At 35.3% G+C, this 24,352-nt stretch carries 24 protein-coding genes; 10 read left to right on the forward strand and 14 right to left on the reverse strand.

The genetic code is table 11. The features are described from left to right. Nucleotides 1–220: 220 nt before the first annotated feature. Genes A9G23_RS10435 through A9G23_RS10445 form a run of 3 tightly spaced genes read left to right on the forward strand, consistent with a single transcriptional unit; the run spans nucleotide 221 to nucleotide 3,640 of the window. Nucleotides 221–1,450: an oligosaccharide MFS transporter gene (locus A9G23_RS10435; protein WP_065587551.1), complete on the forward strand. Its 1,230-nt coding sequence runs from the start codon at nucleotides 221–223 to the stop codon at nucleotides 1,448–1,450. Nucleotides 1,451–1,499: 49 nt separating this feature from the next. Beyond that, nucleotides 1,500–2,618 (forward strand): glycoside hydrolase family 172 protein, encoded by a 1,119-nt coding sequence (locus A9G23_RS10440; protein ID WP_065587552.1) that lies wholly within the window; start codon nucleotides 1,500–1,502, stop codon nucleotides 2,616–2,618. Nucleotides 2,619–2,641: 23 nt separating this feature from the next. After that, entirely contained in the window at nucleotides 2,642–3,640 is a 999-nt protein-coding gene (locus A9G23_RS10445) for a LacI family DNA-binding transcriptional regulator (protein ID WP_065587553.1), read from the forward strand. 28 nt (nucleotides 3,641–3,668) lie between these two features. Here A9G23_RS10445 and smpB read toward each other — a convergent pair whose 3' ends face one another. Next, the gene (smpB, locus tag A9G23_RS10450; protein ID WP_065581660.1) at nucleotides 3,669–4,151 is read right to left on the reverse strand and encodes an SsrA-binding protein SmpB; all 483 of its coding nucleotides are present in this window, start codon (nucleotides 4,149–4,151) and stop codon (nucleotides 3,669–3,671) included. A 33-nt stretch (nucleotides 4,152–4,184) separates the two neighbouring features. Between smpB and A9G23_RS10455 the strand changes: the two genes are divergently transcribed. From A9G23_RS10455 to A9G23_RS10475, 5 genes are read left to right on the forward strand one after another with little or no spacing between them, the layout of a single operon-like run. Beyond that, complete coding sequence (locus A9G23_RS10455) at nucleotides 4,185–4,649, forward strand: type II toxin-antitoxin system RatA family toxin (protein WP_081297033.1); 465 nt, start codon at nucleotides 4,185–4,187, stop codon at nucleotides 4,647–4,649. After that, nucleotides 4,646–4,924, forward strand: a complete 279-nt coding sequence (locus tag A9G23_RS10460) for an RnfH family protein (RefSeq protein WP_065587554.1) — start codon at nucleotides 4,646–4,648, stop codon at nucleotides 4,922–4,924. Before A9G23_RS10455 ends, A9G23_RS10460 begins: the two co-directional genes overlap by 4 nt. A 16-nt stretch (nucleotides 4,925–4,940) precedes the next feature. Then, nucleotides 4,941–5,375, forward strand: coding sequence for a zinc uptake transcriptional repressor Zur (gene zur, locus A9G23_RS10465; RefSeq protein WP_065587555.1), 435 nt, complete (start codon nucleotides 4,941–4,943; stop codon nucleotides 5,373–5,375). Further along, a complete protein-coding gene (locus A9G23_RS10470) occupies nucleotides 5,363–5,719 on the forward strand; it encodes an EamA family transporter (protein WP_141669960.1) in 357 nt (118 codons plus the stop codon). Before zur ends, A9G23_RS10470 begins: the two co-directional genes overlap by 13 nt. After that, nucleotides 5,719–6,102 (forward strand): DMT family transporter, encoded by a 384-nt coding sequence (locus A9G23_RS10475; RefSeq protein ID WP_065587557.1) that lies wholly within the window; start codon nucleotides 5,719–5,721, stop codon nucleotides 6,100–6,102. The genes A9G23_RS10470 and A9G23_RS10475 overlap by 1 nt, the downstream gene beginning before the upstream one ends. A 280-nt stretch (nucleotides 6,103–6,382) precedes the next feature. On the opposite strand, the gene mutT is transcribed toward A9G23_RS10475, so the two are convergent. From mutT to A9G23_RS10500, 5 genes are all read right to left on the reverse strand, one after another. Beyond that, on the reverse strand, nucleotides 6,383–6,787 hold the full coding sequence (gene mutT / locus A9G23_RS10480; RefSeq protein WP_065587558.1) for an 8-oxo-dGTP diphosphatase MutT: 405 nt from the start codon (nucleotides 6,785–6,787) through the stop codon (nucleotides 6,383–6,385). A gap of 117 nt (nucleotides 6,788–6,904) precedes the next feature. Further along, nucleotides 6,905–9,637, reverse strand: a complete 2,733-nt coding sequence (gene secA, locus A9G23_RS10485; protein WP_065587559.1) for a preprotein translocase subunit SecA — start codon at nucleotides 9,635–9,637, stop codon at nucleotides 6,905–6,907. A gap of 80 nt (nucleotides 9,638–9,717) precedes the next feature. Beyond that, nucleotides 9,718–10,068 (reverse strand): hypothetical protein, encoded by a 351-nt coding sequence (locus A9G23_RS10490; protein WP_065587560.1) that lies wholly within the window; start codon nucleotides 10,066–10,068, stop codon nucleotides 9,718–9,720. A gap of 145 nt (nucleotides 10,069–10,213) precedes the next feature. Beyond that, entirely contained in the window at nucleotides 10,214–11,755 is a 1,542-nt protein-coding gene (locus tag A9G23_RS10495) for a multicopper oxidase family protein (protein ID WP_065587561.1), read from the reverse strand. Nucleotides 11,756–11,885: 130 nt separating this feature from the next. Next, a complete protein-coding gene (locus A9G23_RS10500; RefSeq protein ID WP_065587562.1) occupies nucleotides 11,886–12,212 on the reverse strand; it encodes a hypothetical protein in 327 nt (108 codons plus the stop codon). A 281-nt stretch (nucleotides 12,213–12,493) separates the two neighbouring features. Here A9G23_RS10500 and A9G23_RS10505 point away from each other — a divergent pair, with 281 nt between their 5' ends. Both A9G23_RS10505 and folA read left to right on the forward strand, forming a co-directional pair. Then, nucleotides 12,494–13,558, forward strand: coding sequence for an MJ1255/VC2487 family glycosyltransferase (locus A9G23_RS10505; RefSeq protein WP_065587563.1), 1,065 nt, complete (start codon nucleotides 12,494–12,496; stop codon nucleotides 13,556–13,558). A 10-nt stretch (nucleotides 13,559–13,568) separates the two neighbouring features. Further along, nucleotides 13,569–14,069, forward strand: coding sequence for a type 3 dihydrofolate reductase (gene folA / locus A9G23_RS10510; protein WP_065587564.1), 501 nt, complete (start codon nucleotides 13,569–13,571; stop codon nucleotides 14,067–14,069). 47 nt (nucleotides 14,070–14,116) lie between these two features. Here the strand turns inward: folA and relA are convergent, their stop codons facing one another. The 8 genes from relA to A9G23_RS10550 all read right to left on the reverse strand — a co-directional run bounded on the left by relA (nucleotide 14,117) and on the right by A9G23_RS10550 (nucleotide 24,022). Continuing rightward, complete coding sequence (relA, locus tag A9G23_RS10515; RefSeq protein WP_065587565.1) at nucleotides 14,117–16,375, reverse strand: GTP diphosphokinase; 2,259 nt, start codon at nucleotides 16,373–16,375, stop codon at nucleotides 14,117–14,119. A gap of 3 nt (nucleotides 16,376–16,378) precedes the next feature. Beyond that, entirely contained in the window at nucleotides 16,379–17,716 is a 1,338-nt protein-coding gene (rlmD, locus tag A9G23_RS10520) for a 23S rRNA (uracil(1939)-C(5))-methyltransferase RlmD (protein ID WP_065587566.1), read from the reverse strand. Nucleotides 17,717–17,730: 14 nt separating this feature from the next. Next, entirely contained in the window at nucleotides 17,731–18,219 is a 489-nt protein-coding gene (gene coaD / locus A9G23_RS10525; RefSeq protein ID WP_065587567.1) for a pantetheine-phosphate adenylyltransferase, read from the reverse strand. Between the two features lie 220 nt (nucleotides 18,220–18,439). Further along, a complete protein-coding gene (gene galM, locus A9G23_RS10530; protein WP_065587568.1) occupies nucleotides 18,440–19,438 on the reverse strand; it encodes a galactose-1-epimerase in 999 nt (332 codons plus the stop codon). Further along, nucleotides 19,429–20,586, reverse strand: coding sequence for a galactokinase (gene galK / locus A9G23_RS10535; protein WP_065587569.1), 1,158 nt, complete (start codon nucleotides 20,584–20,586; stop codon nucleotides 19,429–19,431). The genes galM and galK overlap by 10 nt, the downstream gene beginning before the upstream one ends. 19 nt (nucleotides 20,587–20,605) lie before the next feature. Continuing rightward, complete coding sequence (gene galT / locus A9G23_RS10540) at nucleotides 20,606–21,637, reverse strand: galactose-1-phosphate uridylyltransferase (protein WP_065587570.1); 1,032 nt, start codon at nucleotides 21,635–21,637, stop codon at nucleotides 20,606–20,608. A gap of 51 nt (nucleotides 21,638–21,688) precedes the next feature. Next, on the reverse strand, nucleotides 21,689–22,705 hold the full coding sequence (gene galE, locus A9G23_RS10545) for a UDP-glucose 4-epimerase GalE (protein ID WP_065587571.1): 1,017 nt from the start codon (nucleotides 22,703–22,705) through the stop codon (nucleotides 21,689–21,691). A 39-nt stretch (nucleotides 22,706–22,744) separates the two neighbouring features. Continuing rightward, nucleotides 22,745–24,022: an MFS transporter gene (locus A9G23_RS10550; protein WP_065587572.1), complete on the reverse strand. Its 1,278-nt coding sequence runs from the start codon at nucleotides 24,020–24,022 to the stop codon at nucleotides 22,745–22,747. Nucleotides 24,023–24,352: the final 330 nt, after the last annotated feature.

Genomic DNA, 24,352 nt, shown 5'->3' on the forward strand with positions numbered 1-24,352 from the left:
AAATCTTCATCAATTTAAAGCATTCCTTTTTTATAACAATAGCGTGTTATTATTATTTAATTTGTTGATTTTTAATATTTAAATTTTTGATTTTAGCTGTTTTTGTCTAAGTTAATAAAATAATTATGATATTGATCACATTTATCCAATAAATCTTTTAAAGCTAAATTTTTAGCTCTGCATACTCAATTGCAGTGGTTCACTCTTTATAGGATAAATTATGATAAGTGCATTTTATAACAAGCCTACTTATTGGTTCGCTTCCTGTTACAGCTTTATGTATTACGCTGCAGGTAGTTTCGTTTTTTCGTTTTATGCCATATGGCTAAGTAAGGAGATTGGCTTAACAGCAAAACAGACTGGCATTATTTATTCATTTAATTACTTTGTTTCGCTCATCATTATGATTGTGTATGGTGTTTATCAAGATAAATTAGTACTGAAAAAACAGCTTATCTGGTTTCAAAGTATTATTATCACATTAGCCGCGCCTGCATTAATTTATGTTTATGAACCGCTACTAAAGCATAGTTTTTATATTGGTGTCATCTTTGGTAGTTTCTTTTTAGGTTTTGGTTGGGTTGCAGGGATGGGGTTAATTGACTCTTACTGTGAAAAAATCAGCCGCGCTTTTGGTTTCGAGTTCGGTCAATGTCGCACGTGGGGGTGCATTGCTTATGCAGTAGGAACTTTTATAGCCGGTATTTTAATTAGTCTTAATCCACATCTAAATTTTTGGGCTGCATCGGGTGTAGGTATCTGTTTTATGCTACTTAATCTCAATTTTAAACCCGATTTAAGTCAATCAGCAGAAACTGTCTTCCAAAAAAAGGACAAGCTAAGTTTTAATGAAATTATATCAGTGTTTACACTGAAAAAATTTTGGATATTTGTTATCTATGTGCTTGGAACTTATAGCCTTTACAATATTTATGATCAACAGTTATTCCCTGTTTATTTCACTCAGCAGTTTGACGATATCAATGATGGTTATCGCTTATATGGCATATTAAATTCGTTTCAAGTTTTTTTAGAAGCGGTGGTCATGTTTTGTGTTCCATTTGTTGTCAATCGTGTGGGAGCAAAAAATGCGTTAATTTTTGCTGCGTTTATTTCAGCTTCTCGCATCTTCCTTACTGGACATGTTAATAGTATTGCGATTATTTCCATAATTAAACTCATGCACTGCTTGGAGATTTCTACCATTTTAGTCTCAGTATTTAAATATATTGATATTAATTTTAATGCTCGTCTTTCTGCAACGGTCTTTTTAATCGGTTATCAGGTGGCAGGTTCTATCGGTGTTATTTTGTTTTCCACCCTTGTTGGTGATTTTTACGATACCGCCGGTGCGGCAACCACATTTAATAATCTTGGGTTAGTTGTTTTAGGATTTATGATTTTTGCTATTTTCTTCTTAAACGGTGATAAAAAAAGAAGATACAAATAATAAATAGTTAAAGAAAATTACGTTTAATAAATGTTAGTAAGGATTCACAATGAACATATATAATTCAGTCACACAATTTCACTTTGAACAAACCAGAACCATTTCGCCTGAAAATATGACGGGTGAAAAAGGTCAATCTTGCATGAAAGCGAGCGCTTTAGGACCAAGTCGTAAAGGGCAAGGTTGCATAACAATACCAGCAGGTGAAACAGTCACTATCGCTGAAATTACAGGACCTGCGGAAATTCGTCACATGTGGTTTACCTTAACAGATAGAACACATCGCGGTAGTTTTGTGTTACGTGATGTTGTTATCCGCATTTATTGGGATGATGAAAAAGTACCATCAGTCGAAAGCCCAATCGGTGATTTTTTCTGTAATGGTTTTGGCGCAAGATGTGATATTAACTCCATGCCCATTGTGGTCAATCCAACAGGGGGATTTAACAGTTACTTTAGAATGCCTTTTAATAAAAAAGCAAGAATTGAAATTCAAAATGAACATGAAGCAGATTTACAACATTTCTTTTTCACCATTAATTATGCCTTAATGCCACAACCATTTGATGCACCGCTTTATTTTCATGCTCAATGGCGCAGACAAAGAGTAACCAATTATGCCGAAGATTATGTATTATTAGATAATATCGAAGGTTATGGCTACTATGTTGGTACTTACTTAGCATTAACAGCCTTGGAACGTTACTGGTGGGGAGAAGGAGAATTTAAATTCTATCTGGATGATGATAGCGAATATCCAACCCAACACTCAACAGGCTCTGAAGACTATTTTGGTGGGGCATGGGCATTTCATAATCGTGATAGCCAAGGTCGTCCATCAGCTAAATGTTTTCAAACGTTATTTATGGGCTACCCCTATCAGACTAATCGTGATGCAACGCGCGATTTTTTTCAAACTGGAGATGCGAATCCAGTACACGGTTTTGGCGACGATGCATTGCCTATGCATGGTTTATATCGTTGGCATTTACCTGATCCGATTGCATTTCACAAAAATATCAAGCTTACCTTTCAACAAATAGGTAATGATGATATAAGATTATATGAGCGTTGTGATGATATAGCCAGTGTTGCATATTGGTATCAAAATCCATCGGTTAACTGTAATCCAACATTTCCTAACAAACAGCTACGCACTCCTCGTTGATATAAAAGGAAATAGTAATATCTATGGCGAGTAATAAATTAAAAATCAATGATATTGCTCGTTTAGCTGGCGTGTCGGCAACGACCGTCAGCCATATTTTTAATAAACGAGATAAAAAATATCGTATTTCACCACAAACGAGGCAACGTGTATTATCCATTGCTGAGCAATACAGTGAACAGGCCCATATTCGCCAATATCTAGTTAAAGCAAATAGTACCGATACGATAGGTGTGATAGTGCCAGACATTTCCAACTCTTTTTTTTCCATGTTTTTGCACTATTTAGAAGCTTCATTCAGGAAAAAGAACATACAATTATTAATCACTTGTAGTCATTATAATAAAGACGTAGAAATTAAAGTGGCACAGAACTTAGTTGAGCGAAAAGTCGATGCAATGATTGTCGCTACTTCATTAGATAGCGATGAGTTTTATATTAGTATTAATCAAAATACGCCTGTATTATTTTTCGATCGTTACCTTAAAGATACACGGTTACCGTTTATTGCCAGCGAATCATTAAACTCCGTCGCGGAGTTGATTCAGCCGTATGCTAGGCAACTAGATGAATTTTATTTTATTGGTTGTGACACACAGTTAACTTCGATTGAAGCTAGACTTAAAGGATTTAAGCAAGGGCTTAAAAATGTTGGTTTAGCTGTTAATCCACAATGGTTAGTGAGTGATAACTACCATCCAAATAAAGGTTATCAGTTACTTAAAGGGGTTCATGAGAAATTAGGGCGATTACCTAAAGCTATTTTCACACCATCTGGTAATTTGCTACAAGAGGTTCTAAGTTATTTAGTTGAAGTTAAAGTAAAACCTCAAGATATCTGCTTATGTTCTTATGATTATCATATCTATCTAGATTATTCCTACTACCCAATTGATGCAATTATGCAGGATTTTGAAAATATGGCTCATACTTGTGTTAATGTGATTAATGATTTGCTCAATTTCAACGAGTTAAAATATAATGCGTTTTTTATCAAACCACAAATTATTCGTCATAGATAATTGAACATTTTTTCATAACATTATACAACTATCGATTAGCATTTTTCATAATTCGTGCTTTATCAACTTGCCATTGTCGTTCTTTGATATCAGTTCGTTTATCGTACTCTTTTTTACCTTTGGCCACACCAATTTTTACTTTTGCCCATGCGTTCTTCCAATATAGCGAAAGCGCTACAACGGTATAACCTTGGCGATTGATTTGACCAAATAATGAATTTAATTCGCGTTCATTTAATAACAATTTACGTGTGCGCATAGGTTCACAAACAACATGTGTTGATGCGACATTAAGTGGTGTGATAGTTGCACCAAAGAGCCATGCTTCGCCATCTTTAAGTAAAACATAACTGTCACTAATGTTGGCTTTTCCTGCACGTAGGGATTTTACTTCCCAACCTTGTAGGGATAATCCCGCCTCAATTTCCTCTTCAATAAAGTACTCATGGCGCGCACGTTTATTTAATGCAATGGTTGCCGAACCTGGCTTATGTGATTTTTTCTTAGTCATAATGTGCGTTATTATAAAGTTACATGATATGATATGCCACAAATTTTAACTTTTTATTTTATTATTATGGCACATGTTTTTCACGAAGTTATCGAGCCTTATTCTGTAGAGCAAATGTTTTGCTTAGTGAATGATATTGCTCGGTATCCTGAATTTGTTCCTGATTGTATCGCAACTGGCATTATTAGCAAACAAGATAATACGTACACAGCGTTTATTGAAGTTGAGAAATTAGGTTTTAAAAAATCTTTCACTACAGTAAATCAAATTAATCAACCACATTCTATTGAGATGAAATTGTTTGAAGGGCCATTTAAACACCTATCGGGAAGATGGCAATTTAGTTCACTCGGCGAGAGCAAAAGTAAAATTAGTTTTAGTTTAGACTTTGAGTTTAAAAATAAGTTATTAGATATTGCTTTTTCTCCGGTGTTTAAAGAGGTGATGACGAGTATGGTTAATGCGTTTTCAAAACGAGCAAGGCAGATTTATAAATGATAAATATACAAGTTGTTTATGCGTTACCAAATAACCCGACGGTAATTAATTGCGATGTAGATGAGCAAACGAATGTCTTGCAAGCAATTACAAAATCCAATATCTTATCGTTATGCCAGATAAAATTAGAAGATCATCTAATTGGTATTTATGGAAAACGTTGTGATCTTAATGAAGTGGTTAAAAATGGCGATCGTATTGAAATATATCGGCCTTTAATCAATGATCCTAAAGAAATAAGACGAAGAAAAGCTGCACAAAAAAATAATGGCTAACGGCAAAGGAAACCGAATGCATAATCTGCTAATTGAAAAGATTGAAACTTTATGTAAAAAGCGAGGTATTAAACTGACAACGCAACGTCGTACAGTTTTAGATATTATGCTAACTGCAAATAAAGCAATGAGTGCATATGATCTTTTGGATCTACTTAAAGTAAGTGAGCCACAAGCCAAACCACCTACAATTTATCGTGTGCTTGAATTTTTACTTGAGCAAGGTTTCATCCATAAAGTTGAATCTTCTAATAGTTATATTATTTGCCCACATTTTCAAGATCCACAGCATATTTCAATTTTATTTATTTGCGATAAATGTCAGCAGATCATTGAAAAACATTCAAAAGATATTGAATATCAATTTAAACAGTTAGCACAGCAAAGTGATTTTTTAATCAAACATAGCGTGCTTGAAATACACGGATTTTGTCAGCAGTGCCAACCTTAATTGTTGTTCTTTGGTTAATTAATATTATTTGCGATACCGTTGGACAAGTTGCATTTAAGTATGCAGCGATTACTTCTAAAAATAAGTCTGGTTTGCATTATTGGCAAAAATTATTTGGTAATTTTTGGCTGTGGTTGGGATTTGGAGCATACTTTATTGGTTTTATTTTTTGGCTAGCATTTTTAAGTGAAGTACCTTTGTCGCAAGGCATTTTATTAGGATCATTTAATATTATCACTGTTATGTTGGCTGGGCGTATTTTATTTCAAGAGCATCTTACTTTATTCCGTGTCATTGGTATATTTTTTATTACTAGTGGCGTAGTTTTAGTGGGGCTTACATAATGAAAAAATTTTACATTATTGGATTTTTCTTACTATTATTTTTTGATACGTTTGGACAAACAAGCTTTAAATTAACAGCGTTATCGGCTATTCCATTTGAAGTAAGTACAGCTTGGTTAATTCGTATTTTTACTTATGGTTGGGTTTATTTAGTCATGCTCGGTTATACAGGGGCATTTATCACTTGGATGGTATTATTAAAAAAAGCACCAGTAGGGCCTGCTTTTGCCGCTTCTCATTTACAGGTAGTTACGGTGATGTTAGTTTCGATTATTGTTTTTGATGAGCAAATTACATTAACACGCATGCTTGGTGGATTATGTATTATTATTGGTATTGTTTTTTTGGCTTTGGCAGAACAAGATTTACAGCGTAAATCATAATTTTTTGTTTTATATTGAAACACAGTATTATCTAAAATTTTTTAGCAAAACCAATAATACTCGAAATCCACTTCGACTACAAAAATGTCAAAAAATACTTAGCATAAAAAATATGATCAAGATTTTATGATAGCGAATTTTTCTACTTTTGCATCGTGTTATTTCAATGGGGGGAAGAGGAGAGTGAAGTTGTTTTATTATTTAAACATAATAAATCTATCATTTAACAAAAATATAATTTTAGCTAGACAAGCGAACACGCTAAATCATAATAATTTCTTTAGATTTGTTTATCCAAGTTTTTAAGCATTTCGATAATCGGTCGATTAGCGTCAGGGAACTCGTCGGCATTAAGGTCTTCTTGGTCAACCCAACGGCTTGGTTGACCTTCTTTTGCAAAAGGAACACCATCCCATTCTTCAACTAAATAAGCGTGAATTGTAATATAGCGATCTTCATAACTGTGTTCAAAGATTTCTAAGAATTGGGCTTGATGGATATGGATGTCTACTTCTTCAACAATTTCACGTTGTAAGGTTTGATATGGGGTTTCTCCTGCCTCAATTTTTCCACCAGGAAACTCCCAAAAACCAGCAAGATGAGAATCTTCACCGCGCTGGGTGATAAAGATTTGACAATTTTGAGAACGAATTATACCTACAGCAATTTCAATATGTTTTTTCATAATTATATTTGCCTATGAGTAAAATTAGGGAAAGTTGCGACTTTCCCTTTCAATCAATTGTCGATCCAAATCGACTGTTTAATCATCATTTTCGCTTGATGATACTAAATTTTTTCCTTACTGAACAGCACCATGACAATGTTTATATTTTTTACCTGAACCACAAGGACAGGGATCATTGCGACCAACTTTGACTTGGGTTCGAACTATTGGTTGTGGTGCAGCCCCTGCTGATTGTTCTTCATTTTCACTATTTATACTCGCTATCGATTCATGATTAGCTTGCTGTTTAGCCTTTAGCTTTTCCATTTCAGCTAGGCGTTGGCGTTCTGCTTCGTCAACTTCCTCTTGTGAGCGAATTTGTACTCGACTCAAAATACCAATAACATCATATTTTAACGATTCTAACATGTTAGCAAACATATTAAATGATTCACGTTTATATTCCTGTTTTGGATCTTTTTGTGCGTAGCCGCGCAAATGAATACCTTGACGTAAATAATCCATTGCTGCTAAATGTTCTTTCCAGAGAGTATCAAGTGTTTGTAGCATGACACTTTTTTCAAACTGTCTGAATGCTTCAGCTCCAGCAGTATTTTCTTTTTCTAAATATCTGTCTTGTGCCATTTGTAAGATACGTTCGCGTAATGTTTCTTCATGCAGATTTTTCTCTTCATCTAGCCATTTTGCGATTGGTAAATCTAAATCAAAATCTGTTTTTAGTGCGACTTCAAGCCCTGAAATATTCCACATCTCCTCAATGGATTGTGGTGGAATGTATTGGTCAATTAGGGTGTTAAATACATCACCTCGAATTGAGTCGATGGTATCTTTTATATCGGTATTATCAAGTAATCCATTTCGTTCACGGTAAATTACTTTACGTTGATCATTGGCGACATCATCGTATTCAAGGAGTTGTTTACGAATATCAAAGTTGCGACTTTCAACTTTCTTTTGTGCATTAGCAATGGCTTTTGTGACCCATGGGTGCTCAATAGCTTCGCCTTCTTGCATACCCAGTTTACGCATCATATTACCGACACGCTCAGAGGCAAAGATTCTCATCAATGGATCTTCAAGTGATAGGTAAAAGCGCGAAGCACCAGGGTCACCTTGGCGCCCTGCACGCCCACGTAACTGGTTGTCAATACGACGTGATTCATGACGCTCAGTACCTAAAATATAAAGTCCGCCTAACTCAATTACTTCATCGTGTTTTGTTTGCCAAACTTGTTTTGCTTTTTCGATATCTTCTGGTGTTGGATTTTCAATTTTTGCTATATCGCTTTGCCAATTACCACCAAGCATAATATCGGTACCACGTCCTGCCATGTTAGTTGCAATGGTAACGGCACCTTTACTTCCTGCATTAGCAATGATTTCAGCTTCTTGAGCATGAAATTTGGCATTTAGCACATTGTGTTTAATGCCTGCTTTTTTAAATGCCTGTGAAACTAACTCTGATTTTTCGATTGACGCTGTCCCAACTAAAACGGGTTGACCGCGTTTGACACATTCTTGTACATCAGCGACAATTGCGTTGATTTTTTCCTTTTCGGTCATATAGATAAGATCAGATTGATCTTTTCTTTGCATGGGGCGGTTAGTTGGAATAACAATCGTATCTAAGCCATAAATTTGGTTAAATTCAAACGCTTCAGTATCCGCTGTTCCTGTCATACCCGCTAATTTTTCGTATAAACGGAAATAGTTTTGGAAGGTAATTGAAGCAAGTGTCTGGTTCTCATTTTGGATTTTTACGTGCTCTTTTGCTTCAACTGCTTGGTGTAAACCATCAGACCAACGGCGACCATCCATGGTTCTTCCGGTATGCTCGTCAACGATGATAATTTCGTTATCTCTGACAATATAATCAACGTCACGATGGAATAAGTGATGAGCGCGCAGGGCAGCATTAACGTGATGCATTAATACAATATTGCTCGGTGCGTAGAGTGATTCATCACCTTTCATGATACCCTGTTTTATTAATAGTTCTTCGACTTTCACTAATCCGCGTTCTGTTAAGTTAACTTGGCGTGATTTTTCATCAATTGAAAAGTCTCCGTCCCCTTGGAATTGGTCAGAGTCTTCTTTTTCTTGACGGATCAAATAAGGAATAATTTTATCAACGCTAATATATCTGTCAGAGCTATCTTCAGCTTGACCCGAAATAATTAGAGGCGTTCTTGCTTCATCAATTAAAATTGAGTCAACTTCATCGACTAAAGCATAATGCAATGGCCGTTGTACACGAGCATCTTTGCTAAATACCATATTATCGCGTAGATAATCAAAACCATATTCATTGTTAGTACCATAAGTGATATCAGCATTGTAGGCTTCACGTTTTATGTGTGGCGGCATATTAGGTAAATTAATACCAACAGTTAATCCTAAAAATTCGAATAATGGACGATTATTTTCTGCATCACGCTGTGCTAAGTAATCATTAACCGTAACAACATGTACACCTTTACCAGTTAATGCATTTAAATAGGCCGGTAAGGTTGCTGTTAATGTTTTACCTTCACCGGTGCGCATTTCGGCAATGCAGCGTTCATTTAATACCATACCACCAATTAACTGTACATCAAAATGACGCATGCCAAACACACGCTTACTTGCTTCGCGTACCACAGCGTAAGCCTCTTCCAAAATATCATCTAATTGGGTTCCGGCGGCAATCTTTTGTTTAAGTTCCGTGGTTTTTGCTTTTAATTCATCATCGGTTAAAGCTTCCATGGCTGGTTCAAGTGCATTAATTTTGTCAACTCGCTTGCGCATGCTTTTTAATACGCGCTCATTGCGGCTACCAAATACTTTTGTTAATAATTTTAATAACATAAATTTTCTCTTGTTTTTTCAATACGGATTTAAGGAATTAACCTTATATAAAAATTAGTTTTATTTGAGTTATAAACTCATTAAGCGGTAGCTTTAGGTCCAGCTCGTATGCCGTTATAAGGAGATAGCCGAATAACTTTACTTGGTGAAAGTTCAATACAGTTGGGTGTGATAAAGAGCTCAGTATTGTATTTTTTTTGTAAATACAGCAGTAGTAGTGTTTGTGAATTTTTTCGTTCTATTTCTTGATGATCTTGTACAATAGATGCAATTGCAATAATCCCAATTTGCGAAACAGAAGCTTCCGAAGGAAGCGCTTCATGTTGATATAAACCAAACCCAGCAGCCATTACACCTAACAATAAGTGAGATAACGCGGTTTTAATAATCAAGCATTTGCTGATTTTTTGCCAATAATATATCATTGTCATAATGATGATATATTAGCATTTTTAGCAAAAATGAAAAACAATTATTATTTTTTATAGATATTGTGTCATAAGGATTTTGTATAATACAGATCCCCGCTATTAATTCAATGATAATTAGACTATAACGGGAATCATATTAGGTAGGTTATTCTACCATTAATTGTCCCATCATACCGAGTGTTTCATGTTCAACAATATGGCAATGATACATACGTAATCCGGGCATATTTTGTTGAATTTTTATGGTGATCTTTTCATGTGGACGTAAATTAATAGTGTCTTTTAAGCCGACATATTCAGGTGGATTTTTTTCACCATTCAATTCGTGTGAAACAACAATAAACTGTGCACCATGTATATGAAAATTGTGATCCATATGAGAGTTATTGAAAATTGTCCACTCTTCAACCTCATGAATTTTGCTTTTCAAATCGATCCTTTGCATATCATGGCGTTTACCATTAATTAAGAATAGCATGCCACCACGCGGTTCCTTCATGTCCATCACTTCGGTATATTCAATAGATTTATAGGTCGTTGCCTGCCCTAGTTTTGGCAATGCTCGTAAGGCTGATGGGATAGTCATTGATTTTGACTGTGTCAATACCAATTCTCCAAGTATGATATCTTGCTCTGGTGGTACATTGCCCATTTTTCCGCGATCGTAACCGATAGATTGTAAATACACTGTACCAGATTGTTTTGGCAAAATGACAAGTTCTGCACGTTCAGCTGGCGACAATAGCAGTGGTTTATTGAGTAAAACAGGGGCCGGCATTAATCCACCATCCGTACCAACCAAATAAACATCACATCCAGGAATAGATAAATTAAGATAACGACCAGAGCACGCATTCCAAACTCGTATCCTTGTTGCCGTATTTATGGTGATTTTGGGACGATAGGCACCATTTATTAATACAAATTGTCCTTCTCGACCATTCATCCAATCAACCATTGAATTATCAGCAATTTCGCCTTTATCAGTTAATTTTAAATCTGAAAAAAACCAGTGTTGTTCGGGCAAGAATGCAAGCGGATCGTTTTTGCTGCGTACAATAAATATGCCCGCTAATCCTCGCGCAACTTGTTCTGCTACGGTTTCATGACCGTGTGGATGATACCAATAGGTACCAGCATTCCCTTCCGGTATAGTAAACTCATAAGTTCGGCTACTTCCAGCAGGAATTTGATCTTGTGGATTACCATCTTGATTAGATGGGATCAGCAAACCATGCCAATGTACGGTTGTCGCTTGTGGTAAGTTATTTTTAACAGTAATTTTAACGTTATCCCCCTCAAAAGCTTCAATCACAGGACCGGGGATATGACTATTATATGCCCAAAATTCTGTTGTAATATCTTGTGTTAACTTTAACTTAATGGGTTTAGCCTCCAAGATTGCTTCAAAAATACCTTGTTTATTACTGGTATTTTCTAAATGAGTTAATTCTGGTAAATTTAGACCTTGTGACAAAGCTGAGGTCGGTAATAATTTTTGTGAAACTTTGTTACCCATATTCATCTTCATATTCATGTCTCCCATTTCACCTGTTTTACACTGATCAGAGTTGGCTTCACAAGCCATACCTGACATAGTTAAATTATCCATTTTGGCAAAGGCTTTTGTAACTGCTATCCCACTTAAAGCCGCTGTAATATTGAACAAAAAATTTCGACGTTTCATAATATTCCTATAATCATTTTTTTATGATAAACAATCACTATTTAGTGATTAGTGATAAAAACGAAGAACAAAAAATTTTTACTCCAAAGATAGATATTTCGACTAATTTTTTATTGAAAATACAAATTAATTAAACAATTCTTAGTAGTTTTAATTCAGGAATAAACTTTTTATATTTTTGAGCAAAGTTAAATGTAAGGTATAGTTCGCAATGTGGTAAAAACTGAAGATTAAAAGTGGTACAAGCTGAATCATGAGATGATTTTTGTAATAAAGAATGGCAATCATTATGCTCATTTATGCCTAACTTAGCAATTGTGTGATGTGAAACATCATTAACAGTAACTAATAAGCCAATTGTGATTGTCAAATATCTAGCGGAATAAACAAATAAAAAGAAAATAATTGCTAATGCAACAATAAGGTAATTTTGTTTATTGATGATTCTTAATGACATATGCAAATCTCACTATTCATCTAACAATTACTTAGGCTATTGTACTGAAAAAAGAAGCAAAGTTATACAAAATTTATATACTTTAAGTGAGACTATTTTATCGTAACTATTTGAAGCACTGTTACTTCATTTAGACTAATGAGTAATAACGTTAACCAATGTTGAATTATGACAACTAATCATGAATATCATGTTGCATTTAATCATACAAAATAATTTACATAATAATAAGTTGTTCTGCTATTATATTTACATAACTTAAATTAACGAATCATAAAGATATGAAAATTCTGTTTGGTGTTCAAGGAACAGGAAATGGCCATGTCAGTCGTTGTAGAACATTAGCTAAAGCACTAAAAAAAGCCGGTGCTGATGTTGATTATATTTTCAGTGGCCGTGATCCTAAAGACTATTTTGATATGCAAGCTTTTGGTGATTATAAAACCTATCGTGGTGTTACGTTTGCAACGCTTAATGGTAAAATTAATTTTCGTAAAACCATACAGCGAATTCGTGCATTTCGACTGATTAAAGATGTGCGTGAACTTAATTTATCAAAGTATGATTGCATTATCAGCGATTTTGAGCCTGTAAGTGCTTGGGCCGCGCATTATCAACATCGTAACTGTTTAGGTATAAGTAATCAGGCTGTATGCCAATATCTTAAACCTAAGGAATATGGGTTAGTCGCAAATGTTATTATGAAATATTATGCTCCTGCCACTAAACCAATTGGTTTACATTGGTTTCATTTTGGGCATAAGTTACTACCACCAATGATTGATTCATTTCAGACCACACCAACAGAAGATGGTAATATTGTGGTCTACTTACCATTTGAAAGCATAGATGAAATCATGGGTATGTTAAAACAATTTAGGAATAATCAATTTATTTGTTTTCATCCGGATATAAAACAAAAATCGCAACACAGTCATATTGATTTTCAACCACTTGGACGTGATAATTTTACACGAGCTTTAGTAAGTTGCTCTGGAATTATTTCAAATACAGGTTTTGCATTGATTTCTGAAGCATTAACACTTGGTAAAAAAATTCTTACTAAGCCTGTTTCTGGTCAATTTGAACAAATTTATAATGCTCAATGTTTACAATCTCTTGATATGGCGACGGTTATGGAAAATTTAAACTGTATCAAGCTCAAGTATTGGCTTGATTTACCTTCGCCAAAACCGATAATCTATCCTGATGTAGCTACAGAGCTAGCTAATTGGATCGTTGCTGGGCAAAAGGAGTCGTTACTTTCTTTAAGTGAACGGCTATGGAGTCAAACTATCTTTCCTGAGAATGTAAATTGGCGAATAAAATCTTTAGGGTATGTGTAAAGGAATGAATATGATATTAAGTATTATTGTAGCCATGGCAGATAATGGTGTAATTGGCTTAAATAATCGAATGCCTTGGCATTTACCCGCAGATTTGGCGTGGTTTAAAAAAAACACACTTAATAAACCTGTTATTATGGGACGAAAGACATTTGAGTCAATTGGTCGCTCATTACCGGGTCGTCATAATATTATTATTTCAAGGCAAGCAACTAAAGAATCTAACTTGGTTGCAAATGTAAGTTGGGTACAATCAATTGATGCCGCGATATTGTTAGCTCAAACACAGCATGTTGATGAAGCGTTTATTATTGGTGGAGGTGATATTTATAAGCAGGCGCTACCTTTAGTGAATCGACTTTATTTAACTCATATAGAGGCAGAGCTACAGGGCGATACCTATTTTCCTGATTATTCGCCTGAAAAATGGCACGTTATTTATCAAGAAACGCATCAACCCGATGATAAAAATGGCTATCCGTATCAGTTTGAAATTTTAGAAAGAAAGTAATAAACACTAAACTATTGCCACTAAAAAGTGGCAATTTAGCATGTTAGCTAGCTTTGAAAACGCTTGGCTTCAATAACATCGGGTAGCTGTTTTATTTTATTGAGTACTCGATTTAAAGAATCCTGATCAAAAATTTCCATATCTACATCAATAGTTGCTAATTGTTGCTTCATATCCGAGCGGCTAATGAGGCCAAGGACATTAACCTTTTCATTAGCTAAAATCGTAGTAATATCTCGTAATAAACCGCTTCGATCGTTGGCAACAATTTGTACTACCATGGTATAACTTGAGTAGGTATTGTTGTTCCAAACAGCTTGGGTAATACGTTCAGGAGCATGATTTTTAAGCTCTTGCAATTGTTCACAATCAGCGCGATGAACCGAGATACCGCGCCCTTGAGTTACAAACCCCACAATCGGATCACCAGGAATAGGGCGACAGCAGTTGGCAATGGTATACATTAAGTTATCCACACCCTCAATAATAATTTCACTGCCTTTTTTATAGCCGTTTTTATTGATACTTTTGGTTTGTATGTTTGATTTTTGGGCAATTTGTTTTAATACTGCTTCATCTTCTTCTTCAGCTGTTGGTTTGTTAAATTGTGCCTTGATGAAGTTGACTAATTGATTAATCCTGACATCACCACTCCCAATACCGGCTAGTACCTCATCAAAGGAATGAGCGTTATATTTATTGATTAAGATTTTTTCAACACTTTTTAAACTAATATTTAAAGGTTCAAGTTCGTGTTCTAAAATTTGCTGACCGGCTGCGATATTTTTATGTCGATCTTGTTTTTTGAACCAAGCTTGAATTTTAGCTCTTGCTCGACTACTGTTTACAAATCCGGTATTAAGATTCAACCAATCTCGGCTTGGATTTGGTTGTTTTTGGGTAATGATTTCAACTTGATCACCCATTTTTAAATTGTAGGTAAATGGTACAATTCGCCCGCCTACTTTGGCACCAATACAACGATGTCCAACATCACTGTGTATATGATAAGCAAAGTCAAGTGGAGTTGATCCTGCTGGTAAGTCAACAACATCGCCTTTCGGTGTAAAAACATAAACGCGGTCATCAAAAATCTGGCTACGAACTGTTTCCTGAATTTCACCACTTTCAGACATTTCTTGTTGCCATGTTAATAATTTACGTAACCAAGAAATCCGCTGATCATAAGCGGTCATTTTGTCGGTACTGCCTTCTTTATACTTCCAATGAGCGGCGATGCCTAGTTCAGCATCATTGTGCATTTGTTCCGTACGGATTTGAATTTCGATTGTTTTATCTTGTGGTCCATAAACCACAGTATGGATTGATTGATAACCATTTGGTTTTGGGTTAGCGACATAATCATCAAATTCTTTGGCGATCTGTTTGTAATTGCTGTGGATAATGCCTAATGCATTATAACAATCCTCAATACGATCGCAGATGATCCGTACCGCACGGATGTCATATAGATCTTCGAACTCAAGATGTTTATGCTCCATTTTTCGCCATATACTATAAATATGCTTAGGGCGACCATAAACCTTTGCACGAATATCATCTTGATTCATCAAATCTTGTAAATGGTTAACACATTGCTTGATATACCATTCACGATCTAATCGTTTTTCTTGCAATTTTTGGGCAATCAAGCGATATTCATCAGGATGTAAATAGCGAAAGCAGAAATCCTCTAACTCCCATTTTAATTGACCTATACCTAGGCGGTTGGCTAAAGGGGCATAAATGTTAAAACACTCTTTGGCTGCAAGTACTTGTTCTTCTTGAGGAGCATTCATTAAATTGCGTAAATAGGTGATGCGTTCTGCCAATTTAATGATTACACTTCGAAAGTCATTGACCATGGCTAGCAGCATTCGACGAATACTATCAATTTGTTCGGTAGTAGCACTACCATTGCGAATTGCTCGTAATTGGCGAATTTCTTTCATTTTAACAATGCTAGAAATGATATTAAAAATTTCCCGATCAAAATCTTCAGGAATATCTTCTCGACGGATAATTTTGGTATCAACAAAAGGAAGTAATAAAGCAGCACATAAGCTATTGATGTCCATATTAAGTGTCGATAGAATCTCGACCATTTCTATCGCATTTTGGAAACAAAAAATTTGCTCTGGCGCACCTGCGCTGTTTTCAAAACAAAACCCCCAAACTTCTCTAAATTTTTTATAAGATTGAGGATTAGTTAATAACAATTCTTGTTTTATCCATTGTTCAATATCAAATTGAGCAAGCGAATAATGCTCTTCACTATGTTGGTGTGCGCCTCTAATCGATACCATAATTTATGTCCCTGATTTTATTAGCAACAGCATTGATTCAATGTGTTTAGTTTGCGGAAACATATCTAAAATAGCAACTTGATCAATTTGATATCCTGCTTCAATAAGTTGTTTACTGTCTCGTGCTAGAGTAGCAGGATTACACGATATATAAACGATTTTTGATGGAGCTAATTTTGCAATTGCTATTGTTGCATTAAACGCACCAGCTCTTGCTGGATCTAATAATACTTTATTATATTTTAATTGACTCCATCTCGAAATTTGTTGGGTATCGTCTAAGTTGCTGGTTAAAAAATTGGTTTCCGCACAAATCTCAGTGCTATTTAATATAGTGTTAAATTTTGCTTTTTCAACCAGAGCATCAATACCTTCAATGCCTGTTAGTGTTTTACTTAATGTTGCTATAGGTAATGAAAAATTACCCATACCACAAAACAGATCTAAGACTTGGTCAGAGGGTTGCAACGTTAGCCAATCAAGTGCTTGTTCGATCATTTTTTGATTAATTTTACTATTTACTTGAATAAAATCGAGAGGACTGAACGTTAATTTTAAATGATTAATGAAATAGAAATGTTCAGTATTACCTGTAATATGGACTAAATCTTTGCCATGAAAATAAAGTGAAATCTTATTATTTTCGGCGAATTGCTTTAATAAGTTAATATCATCATCGACAAGGGGCATGGTGTGCCTTAACACAAGAATGATACCGCTATCGACCGAAATTAATTCAATATGACCAAGTGCTTTTTTCTGTTTTATGCAATTGAGTATGCTTTGTAATGGTGCTAGCAAAGAATCTAATTCATCAACTAATACTGGACAATGTTTGATATTGATTATTTGATTTGATTCCGCTTGGCGAAATCCAATAACTAATTTACCTTTAATAATATTAATCGAAAGTCTTGCCCGTCGACGATAATGATAAGGCTGATCGGCAATAATTTGGGGAGGGTTTTCAATAATATTTGTTAAAGGTTTTCCTGTTTCTTTTTGCAACAGGTTGATTAACGCATCATATTTTGCTTGTTGTTGCAAATTTGGTGCAATGTGTTGTAATTCACAACCTCCACATTGTTGATAATATTCACATTGTGGTCTAACGCGATCTTTGCTCTGATTATGATATCGAATGACTTTAGCTTTAGCGTAATTTTTTTTATTTTCAGTCAGTTCAATATCAACGGTTTCATCAGGCAAGGCGGATTTAACAAAAATTGTTTTACCCTTATGATTGGCAACGCCTTGCCCAAAAGTATCTAAGGATGAGACTGTTACTGTCAATTTTTGCGGTGTGAGCTTTTTTTTCTGTGGAGTATAAAAATTAACCATAGACGTTTTTTAATTTATTCTAAGCGCTTTAATAATGCTGTTTTGACATGCAATGGCACTAAATTTGTGATATCACCACCGTGATAAGCAACATCTTTTACGATTGTAGATGAAATAAACCCCATTGCAATAGATGGCATTAAAAAAATAGTATCTAAATCAGCTTTTAACGCACGATTCATTTCAGCAAGTTGTCTTTCGTATTCAAAATCGTGTGTTGTTCGAACACCACGAACGATGACTGTTGCATTATGGATTTGAGCAAAATTGGCCATTAAATTATCAAAGCCGATCACTTCCACATTAAATAGGTGTTCAACAGCGGTTGAAGCTAAATTAACGCGTTCTTCTAATGAGAAGAGCGTATTTTTATTTGGACTTTCTGCAACGGCAATAATTAAACGAGGAAAGAGTAATGACGTTCGCGCAATAAGATCGATGTGACCATTGGTAATTGGATCGAAAGTGCCAGGGAAAATAGCCGTTAAGGTTTTGCTTTTCATATTTCATATTATCCATTAGCGATGATGTTTATATGATACCTAATTTTGTTATGGATTGTTAGTTTAAGCTGGGAAAATCCTATTTATTGCATAAAACCAAATAATGGGTTGATATTGCTTGGTAGTATCTTTGTTAATAATATTTTTAATAAAAATTGTCAGATACAAGGTTGATTTTATTTAAGTTTTTATTAATCCTTTTTTGATGTTATTCAATTGCTTATGAAATAATAAATTGATAAGTTGTTTGATAACGGTAAGTTTGATCTGAGTGTAAAAAACAGCTGGGTTGTGGCCAGTTTGGATGATTAGGACTATCGGGTAAAAATTGTGCTTCTAGTGCTATGCCAGCAAAGTTGCCATATTCACCGTTGTGCCGATTTGGTGTATGTTGTAAAAAATTGCCAGTATAAACTTGTAATGAAGGTTTGGTTGTAATCACATTCATCATTACTTTTTTATCGGATGAAATGAGCTGTGCGGCGATAGTTTGCGTTTTATCTAATAAATAAGCGTGATCATAACCACCGGTTATTTGCCGTTCTTGACTTTCAAGCAGTTTCTCTGATAAAAGCTTTGGCTGTCGCAAATCCATATCGTGCATGGTGACACTAACTAAATCATTGCTGGGGATACCGTTGGCATCCACAGGTAAATAATAGTTAGCATTCACTTTTAATCTGTGATTAAGTATATCTTTGCTTGTTTCGCCATCAAGATTAAAGTAAGCATGATTAGTCAAATTAATAGGCGTGGTTTTTGTTGTAGTTACGTTAAACGCGATAATGATTTGATTGTCATCGGTGAGTCTATAAGTTGCCGTGACATGGAGTTCGCCAGGAAAACCCTGATCACCATCAGGTGAAATTAATTTAAAGATTACTTGCTGATCGGATTGAGATTGAATATGCCAAAATTGTTTATCAAAACCTCGTTTTCCTCCATGCAATTGATTTACACCTTGATTAGCAGTGAGCTGATAGCGTTTACCGTTAATATCAATTACCGCATTGGCAATCCGGTTAGCGTATCGTCCAATGGTGGCACCTAAATAGGCATCTTGTTGGTGATATTGTTCAAGTGATTGACAGCCGAGTAATACTTCACGTTTTTGTCCATTAACGGGTAATACACAAGATAGCCATGTCGCTCCCCAGTTGGAAAGTTTGATCTGGGTTCCTTGTGTGTTCGAAAGCGTAATAATTTGTTTTATAGGCATATCGCATGGGCTCCTTCACTTGGTGTACAGACATAAAAATCTTCTTTAAAACCAAAATTTTTAGCATAATTGTCACTAACAACGGTTTTAACTGAATCTATTTTATCTTTTGGTACTAATGCCACAACACAGCCACCAAAGCCACCGCCAGTCATTCGTACACCGCCTTGTTCACCAATGACTCCTTGAATTATTTCAACAAGGTAATCAATAGCGGGTACTGTGATTTCGAAATCATCACGCATTGAGATGTGACTATACGCCATGAGTTTTGATAACAATTTATAATCGCCATTCACAAGAGCTTGCGCTGCTTTTAGCGTGCGTTCATTTTCGGTGATAACATGATGAGCCCGCTTAAAAACGATTGGATCCAAGGTGGTTTCAATATTTTTTAATTCAGTTAACGAGGCATCTCTTAGCGCTTTCACCCCAAGAGCCTGAGCTGCAGCTTCGCACTGTTGACGTCGAGTATTATATTCACTATCAACTAATCCGCGTTTAATATTTGAATTGATGATAACCACAGCAAAATCTTTAGGAATTGAAACTGGTCTAGCTTCTAGTGATCGGCAGTCAATTAACAATGCATGTTGAGTTTGACCAAGGGCAGATATGAGCTGATCCATGATACCACAATTGCAACCGACAAATTGATTTTCGGCTTCTTGCCCAATTAATGCCAACTGATTGCCATCTAAAGGCAAGTCGTACAAAATCTGGAACATTTTAGCTATCGCAACTTCTAGAGATGCTGATGAGCTTAGCCCTGCACCTTGGGGAACATTTCCACTAATAGTAAAATCAACGCCATGAATATTATTTGCATATTTTTTTAAGTGTTTTACCACACCACGTATGTAGTTAGCCCATCTATAATTTGGATGTTTTTCAATAGGAGAATCTAACCAAAATTCATCTTGTTGATTATCGTAATCTACTGCAATGACTCGAACGAGATCATCAGAGCGCTTATGGCAGCTTATTACTGTTTGATAATCAATAGCACAAGGTAAAACAAAACCTTCATTATAATCGGTATGTTCACCAATCAGATTTACACGACCGGGAGCTTGTACAACTATATTCGTTTTATAACCGAATTTAAATTCAAATGCTTGTGTAGTTGTTTGGATTAATGCGTTCATCTATTTATCCTTTTTATTTTTAATAATACACATCACTAACGTTGCGTAACCTTTCAGCTGCTTGTTCTGGAGTTAAATCTCGTTGTACTTCGGCTAACATTTCGTAACCGACCATAAATTTTTTTACTGTAGCGGAACGTAATAAAGGGGGATAAAAATGCGCATGCACTTGCCAGTAATCATTTTTATCTTTCATAAATGGCGCACCATGCCAACCCATAGAATAGGGGAAAGAACAATAAAATAAATTATCATAGCGACTAGTTAATTTTTTAAGCGCAATGGCTAAATCACTTTGTTGCTCGTTATTCAACATGGTTAATTGTGGAATATGGGTTTTTGGTAATAATAATGTTTCAAATGGCCATATTGCCCAAAAAGGAACGACAGCAAGCCAATGCTTCGTTTCAACAACGATTCGTTCACGATGAATGAGTTCTTTTTCGACATAATCAACTAATAAATTTCGATGATATTTTTCAAAATAATTGCGCATGTTTAGATCTTCGCGCGCAATTTCATTGGGTAAAAAGCTAGTAGCCCAAACTTGTCCATGTGGATGTGGGTTAGAACATCCCATTGCCGCCCCTTTATTTTCAAATATCTGTACCCAAGGATAGTGTGTACCCAATTCTTGTTGTTGATCTATCCAAGTTTTAATTACCCCTTTAATTGCGGATAAATCAAGTTCAGGTAATGTTTTACTGTGATCGGGTGAAAAACAGATCACTCGACTGGTACCTTTTGCATTTTGCATTTGGAACAGCGGGTCATGGTTCTTTGGTGATTCAGGCGTGTTTTCTATTAATGCTGCAAAATCATTAGTAAAAATAAATGTTCCCTTATAATTAGGGTTGATATCTCCAGTTACCCGTTTGTTACCTGGACACAAAAAACAAGTTGGATCGTAACTCGGTTTTTGTTCTTCATTTAATACTTCTTGTTGTCCTTTCCATGGGCGTTTCGCTCTATGTGGTGAAACAAGTACCCATTGATTGGTTAATGGATTGTAACGACGATGAGGATGGTTAACAGGATTAAAAATATCCATTTTTGCCTCTTCTTTTAATTTTGCATGTTTTAGTCTTATTTAATCTAATGATTAATCAGGATAACCTTGCGGGTTATTTGATTGCCAATTCCATGAGTCTTTTACCATGTCGTCAAGCGTGAGTTTAGTTTTCCAACCTAGAATTTGCTCAGCTTTGTTAGCATCGGCCCAAAATTCGGGTAAATCGCCTGCTCGTCTTGGTGCGAAGTGCCAATTAAGCGGTTTTCCTGATGCTTTCTCAAAAGCTTTGATGACTTGTAATACGCTGTAACCCACACCTGAACCTAAGTTATAAATATGTACTCCAGCTTTATTATGATCGGCTTTGAGTGCAGCAATATGCCCATCAGCCAAATCCACAACATGTATAAAATCACGAACACAAGTTCCATCTGTTGTTGGATAATCATTTCCAAAAACCGCTAATGATTCTCTTTTTCCTACCGCAACTTGGGTAATATAAGGCATAAGATTATTAGGAATACCAAGTGGATCTTCGCCCATTAATCCACTTGGATGCGCGCCAACAGGATTAAAGTAACGCAGTAAAGTGAGTGACCAATCTGGTTCGGCAACGGCTAAATCCATGATACATTGCTCTACCATTAATTTACTTTTTCCATAGGGACTGGTTGGTAAACCTTGTGGTAAGGTTTCAACATAAGGTACGGGTGCTAGTTCACCATAGACAGTGGCTGATGAGCTAAACACTAACTGTTTAACACCCGCTGTACGCATTGCTTTCATAAGTACAATACTGCCGTAGACATTGTTTTCATAATATTCAAGTGGTTTATGTACCGATTCACCAACGGCTTTTAGGCCAGCAAAATGAATAACTGCTTTAATATCATGCTTTGAAAAAATCTTAGTTAATAGCTTTTCATTGCACACATCGCCTTCATAAAAATTGGGGGACTGGCCAGTAATTTTTTGTATTCTATCTAACACTGATGCTTTGCTGTTAAATAAATTGTCAAGAATAATGGGTGTGTAGCCTGATAGAATAAGTTGGACACAAGTGTGACTTCCTATATATCCACAGCCACCAGTTACTAATATTTCCATAATAAATCCTTTCTCTAATGTAATAGTTATCGTATGCTTTTATGAATCTTCAAATTTTTCACTGCACTTATGTTTCCATAGATCCCATGGTCTACGCCCTGATAATGTGAAGGAAGAAATCAGTGTAAAACTAAGTGCAATCAAGCCAAGGACTAGATATGCTCCTTTAAAGCCTATTTTAACATACATAAGCCCCGCAAAGGTGGACATAAACATAATAGATAATTGTTTTGCAAAACAAAATGCAATTAAGTAGACAGTTGCAGATAAGCGAATAGGGAAGTGTTGAGTAATATATTTAAATGCGCCAACAAGCAATAAAGGTGCTTCGAACATATGTAAAGTTTTTAATATAACAACTTCAACTGCTGTGCTGGCAAATGCTGAGCCTGTAATACGAATAGACATGATTGCACCCGCAACAAGTAATGTATTTTTACTGCCTATTTTCTTCACAATTAAAGGGGCAAAAAACATCACAGAGGCATTTAAAAATTCACCCAGTGTGGTGACATAACCGAATGCTTCTCGACCAGCTTGTTCGCTAGAAAAAAATGAGGTGAAAAAGTTAGCAAACTGTTGATCAAATACATCATAAGTACAAGCAACTCCAATTATGTATATCATAAAAAACCAAGTTTTACGCATACCAAGTAAATTGATTGCCAGTTTTAGATTAAATGGTTCAGGTTTATTTAATCCCATTTTTGCAACGACTTCAGTCGTTGCCGTTTTTGCAGGGTCAGCGATTTTTACTAAAACTAGAAGAATCAATGCAAATCCAGAACATAACCAGTAAACAGCATTGACATCTTTAGATATCATTATTCCAACAAATGAAGCACAAATTGCCCAACCAAAACAACCAAACATACGGCATCGACCAAATTCAAATCCACTACGTCGACTTATTTTTTCAACGAGTGCTTCGATGGCTGGCGCACCACCACTAAATACCATACCAAGATAAAATCCACCAACAATTGCACCCAAGCTTACATTGAGTTGAAGCAACGGCCCCAAAATGAAGATAAAAAATGGACCAAATAGCACAAGAAGTAGCGTGATAATCCAAAGAAGGTGTTTTTTTAACCCCAACTTGTCAGAAATCAACCCAAACAGAGGTTGAAAAAAAAGTGCAAATAATGAAATAAATGAAAAAACATATCCCGTATTTGCCTCATCTAGGCCATTCATTTTCAACCAAACAGGGAAAAACGGGAAGTACGCTCCCATAATAAAAAAGTAAAGGAAGAAGTAGAGACTAAATATCCAATAATTTTTATTATTTAGTGATGACTTAATTTTTTGATTCATAATAAATTTCCTTTGCTAGGCTTTAAATGATTACATAATCATTTAGACATCGTTCACACTTTTTATGTACAGGGAAGTTATTAATGGCGATGATAGCATTTAAGGAATGTGGAAAAAGTGATCTTGATAACATTTTATGAAATCGATTACATTTAATAATTATTTTTTTGTCAAAAAATTTCAGTAAGATACGGATTTGAGTATAAGTGTTAGCCATTTCACTAATTTTATCAGATGGATATACAATAAATAAGATAACAGCGTAATGTAATCGTTTTCAATTTTAACTGCAAACTACTTATTTAAATCAACCTCAATTAATCAACTTAA

Source organism: Gilliamella sp. App4-10 (assembly GCF_001690495.1).
GTDB lineage: Bacteria > Pseudomonadota > Gammaproteobacteria > Enterobacterales > Orbaceae > Gilliamella > Gilliamella apicola_G.

Bases quoted from the DNA above. Each gene is read 5' to 3' on its own strand.
- A9G23_RS10435 (WP_065587551.1), top strand. From the start codon at position 221: ATGATAAGTGCATTTTATAACAAGCCTACTTATTGGTTCGCTTCCTGT.
- A9G23_RS10440 (WP_065587552.1), top strand. From the start codon at position 1,500: ATGAACATATATAATTCAGTCACACAATTTCACTTTGAACAAACCAGA.
- A9G23_RS10445 (WP_065587553.1), top strand. From the start codon at position 2,642: ATGGCGAGTAATAAATTAAAAATCAATGATATTGCTCGTTTAGCTGGC.
- smpB (WP_065581660.1), bottom strand. From the start codon at position 4,151: ATGACTAAGAAAAAATCACATAAGCCAGGTTCGGCAACCATTGCATTA.
- A9G23_RS10455 (WP_081297033.1), top strand. From the start codon at position 4,185: ATGCCACAAATTTTAACTTTTTATTTTATTATTATGGCACATGTTTTT.
- A9G23_RS10460 (WP_065587554.1), top strand. From the start codon at position 4,646: ATGATAAATATACAAGTTGTTTATGCGTTACCAAATAACCCGACGGTA.
- zur (WP_065587555.1), top strand. From the start codon at position 4,941: ATGCATAATCTGCTAATTGAAAAGATTGAAACTTTATGTAAAAAGCGA.
- A9G23_RS10475 (WP_065587557.1), top strand. From the start codon at position 5,719: ATGAAAAAATTTTACATTATTGGATTTTTCTTACTATTATTTTTTGAT.
- mutT (WP_065587558.1), bottom strand. From the start codon at position 6,787: ATGAAAAAACATATTGAAATTGCTGTAGGTATAATTCGTTCTCAAAAT.
- secA (WP_065587559.1), bottom strand. From the start codon at position 9,637: ATGTTATTAAAATTATTAACAAAAGTATTTGGTAGCCGCAATGAGCGC.
- A9G23_RS10490 (WP_065587560.1), bottom strand. From the start codon at position 10,068: ATGACAATGATATATTATTGGCAAAAAATCAGCAAATGCTTGATTATT.
- A9G23_RS10495 (WP_065587561.1), bottom strand. From the start codon at position 11,755: ATGAAACGTCGAAATTTTTTGTTCAATATTACAGCGGCTTTAAGTGGG.
- A9G23_RS10500 (WP_065587562.1), bottom strand. From the start codon at position 12,212: ATGTCATTAAGAATCATCAATAAACAAAATTACCTTATTGTTGCATTA.
- A9G23_RS10505 (WP_065587563.1), top strand. From the start codon at position 12,494: ATGAAAATTCTGTTTGGTGTTCAAGGAACAGGAAATGGCCATGTCAGT.
- folA (WP_065587564.1), top strand. From the start codon at position 13,569: ATGATATTAAGTATTATTGTAGCCATGGCAGATAATGGTGTAATTGGC.
- relA (WP_065587565.1), bottom strand. From the start codon at position 16,375: ATGGTATCGATTAGAGGCGCACACCAACATAGTGAAGAGCATTATTCG.
- rlmD (WP_065587566.1), bottom strand. From the start codon at position 17,716: ATGGTTAATTTTTATACTCCACAGAAAAAAAAGCTCACACCGCAAAAA.
- coaD (WP_065587567.1), bottom strand. From the start codon at position 18,219: ATGAAAAGCAAAACCTTAACGGCTATTTTCCCTGGCACTTTCGATCCA.
- galM (WP_065587568.1), bottom strand. From the start codon at position 19,438: ATGCCTATAAAACAAATTATTACGCTTTCGAACACACAAGGAACCCAG.
- galK (WP_065587569.1), bottom strand. From the start codon at position 20,586: ATGAACGCATTAATCCAAACAACTACACAAGCATTTGAATTTAAATTC.
- galT (WP_065587570.1), bottom strand. From the start codon at position 21,637: ATGGATATTTTTAATCCTGTTAACCATCCTCATCGTCGTTACAATCCA.
- galE (WP_065587571.1), bottom strand. From the start codon at position 22,705: ATGGAAATATTAGTAACTGGTGGCTGTGGATATATAGGAAGTCACACT.
- A9G23_RS10550 (WP_065587572.1), bottom strand. From the start codon at position 24,022: ATGAATCAAAAAATTAAGTCATCACTAAATAATAAAAATTATTGGATA.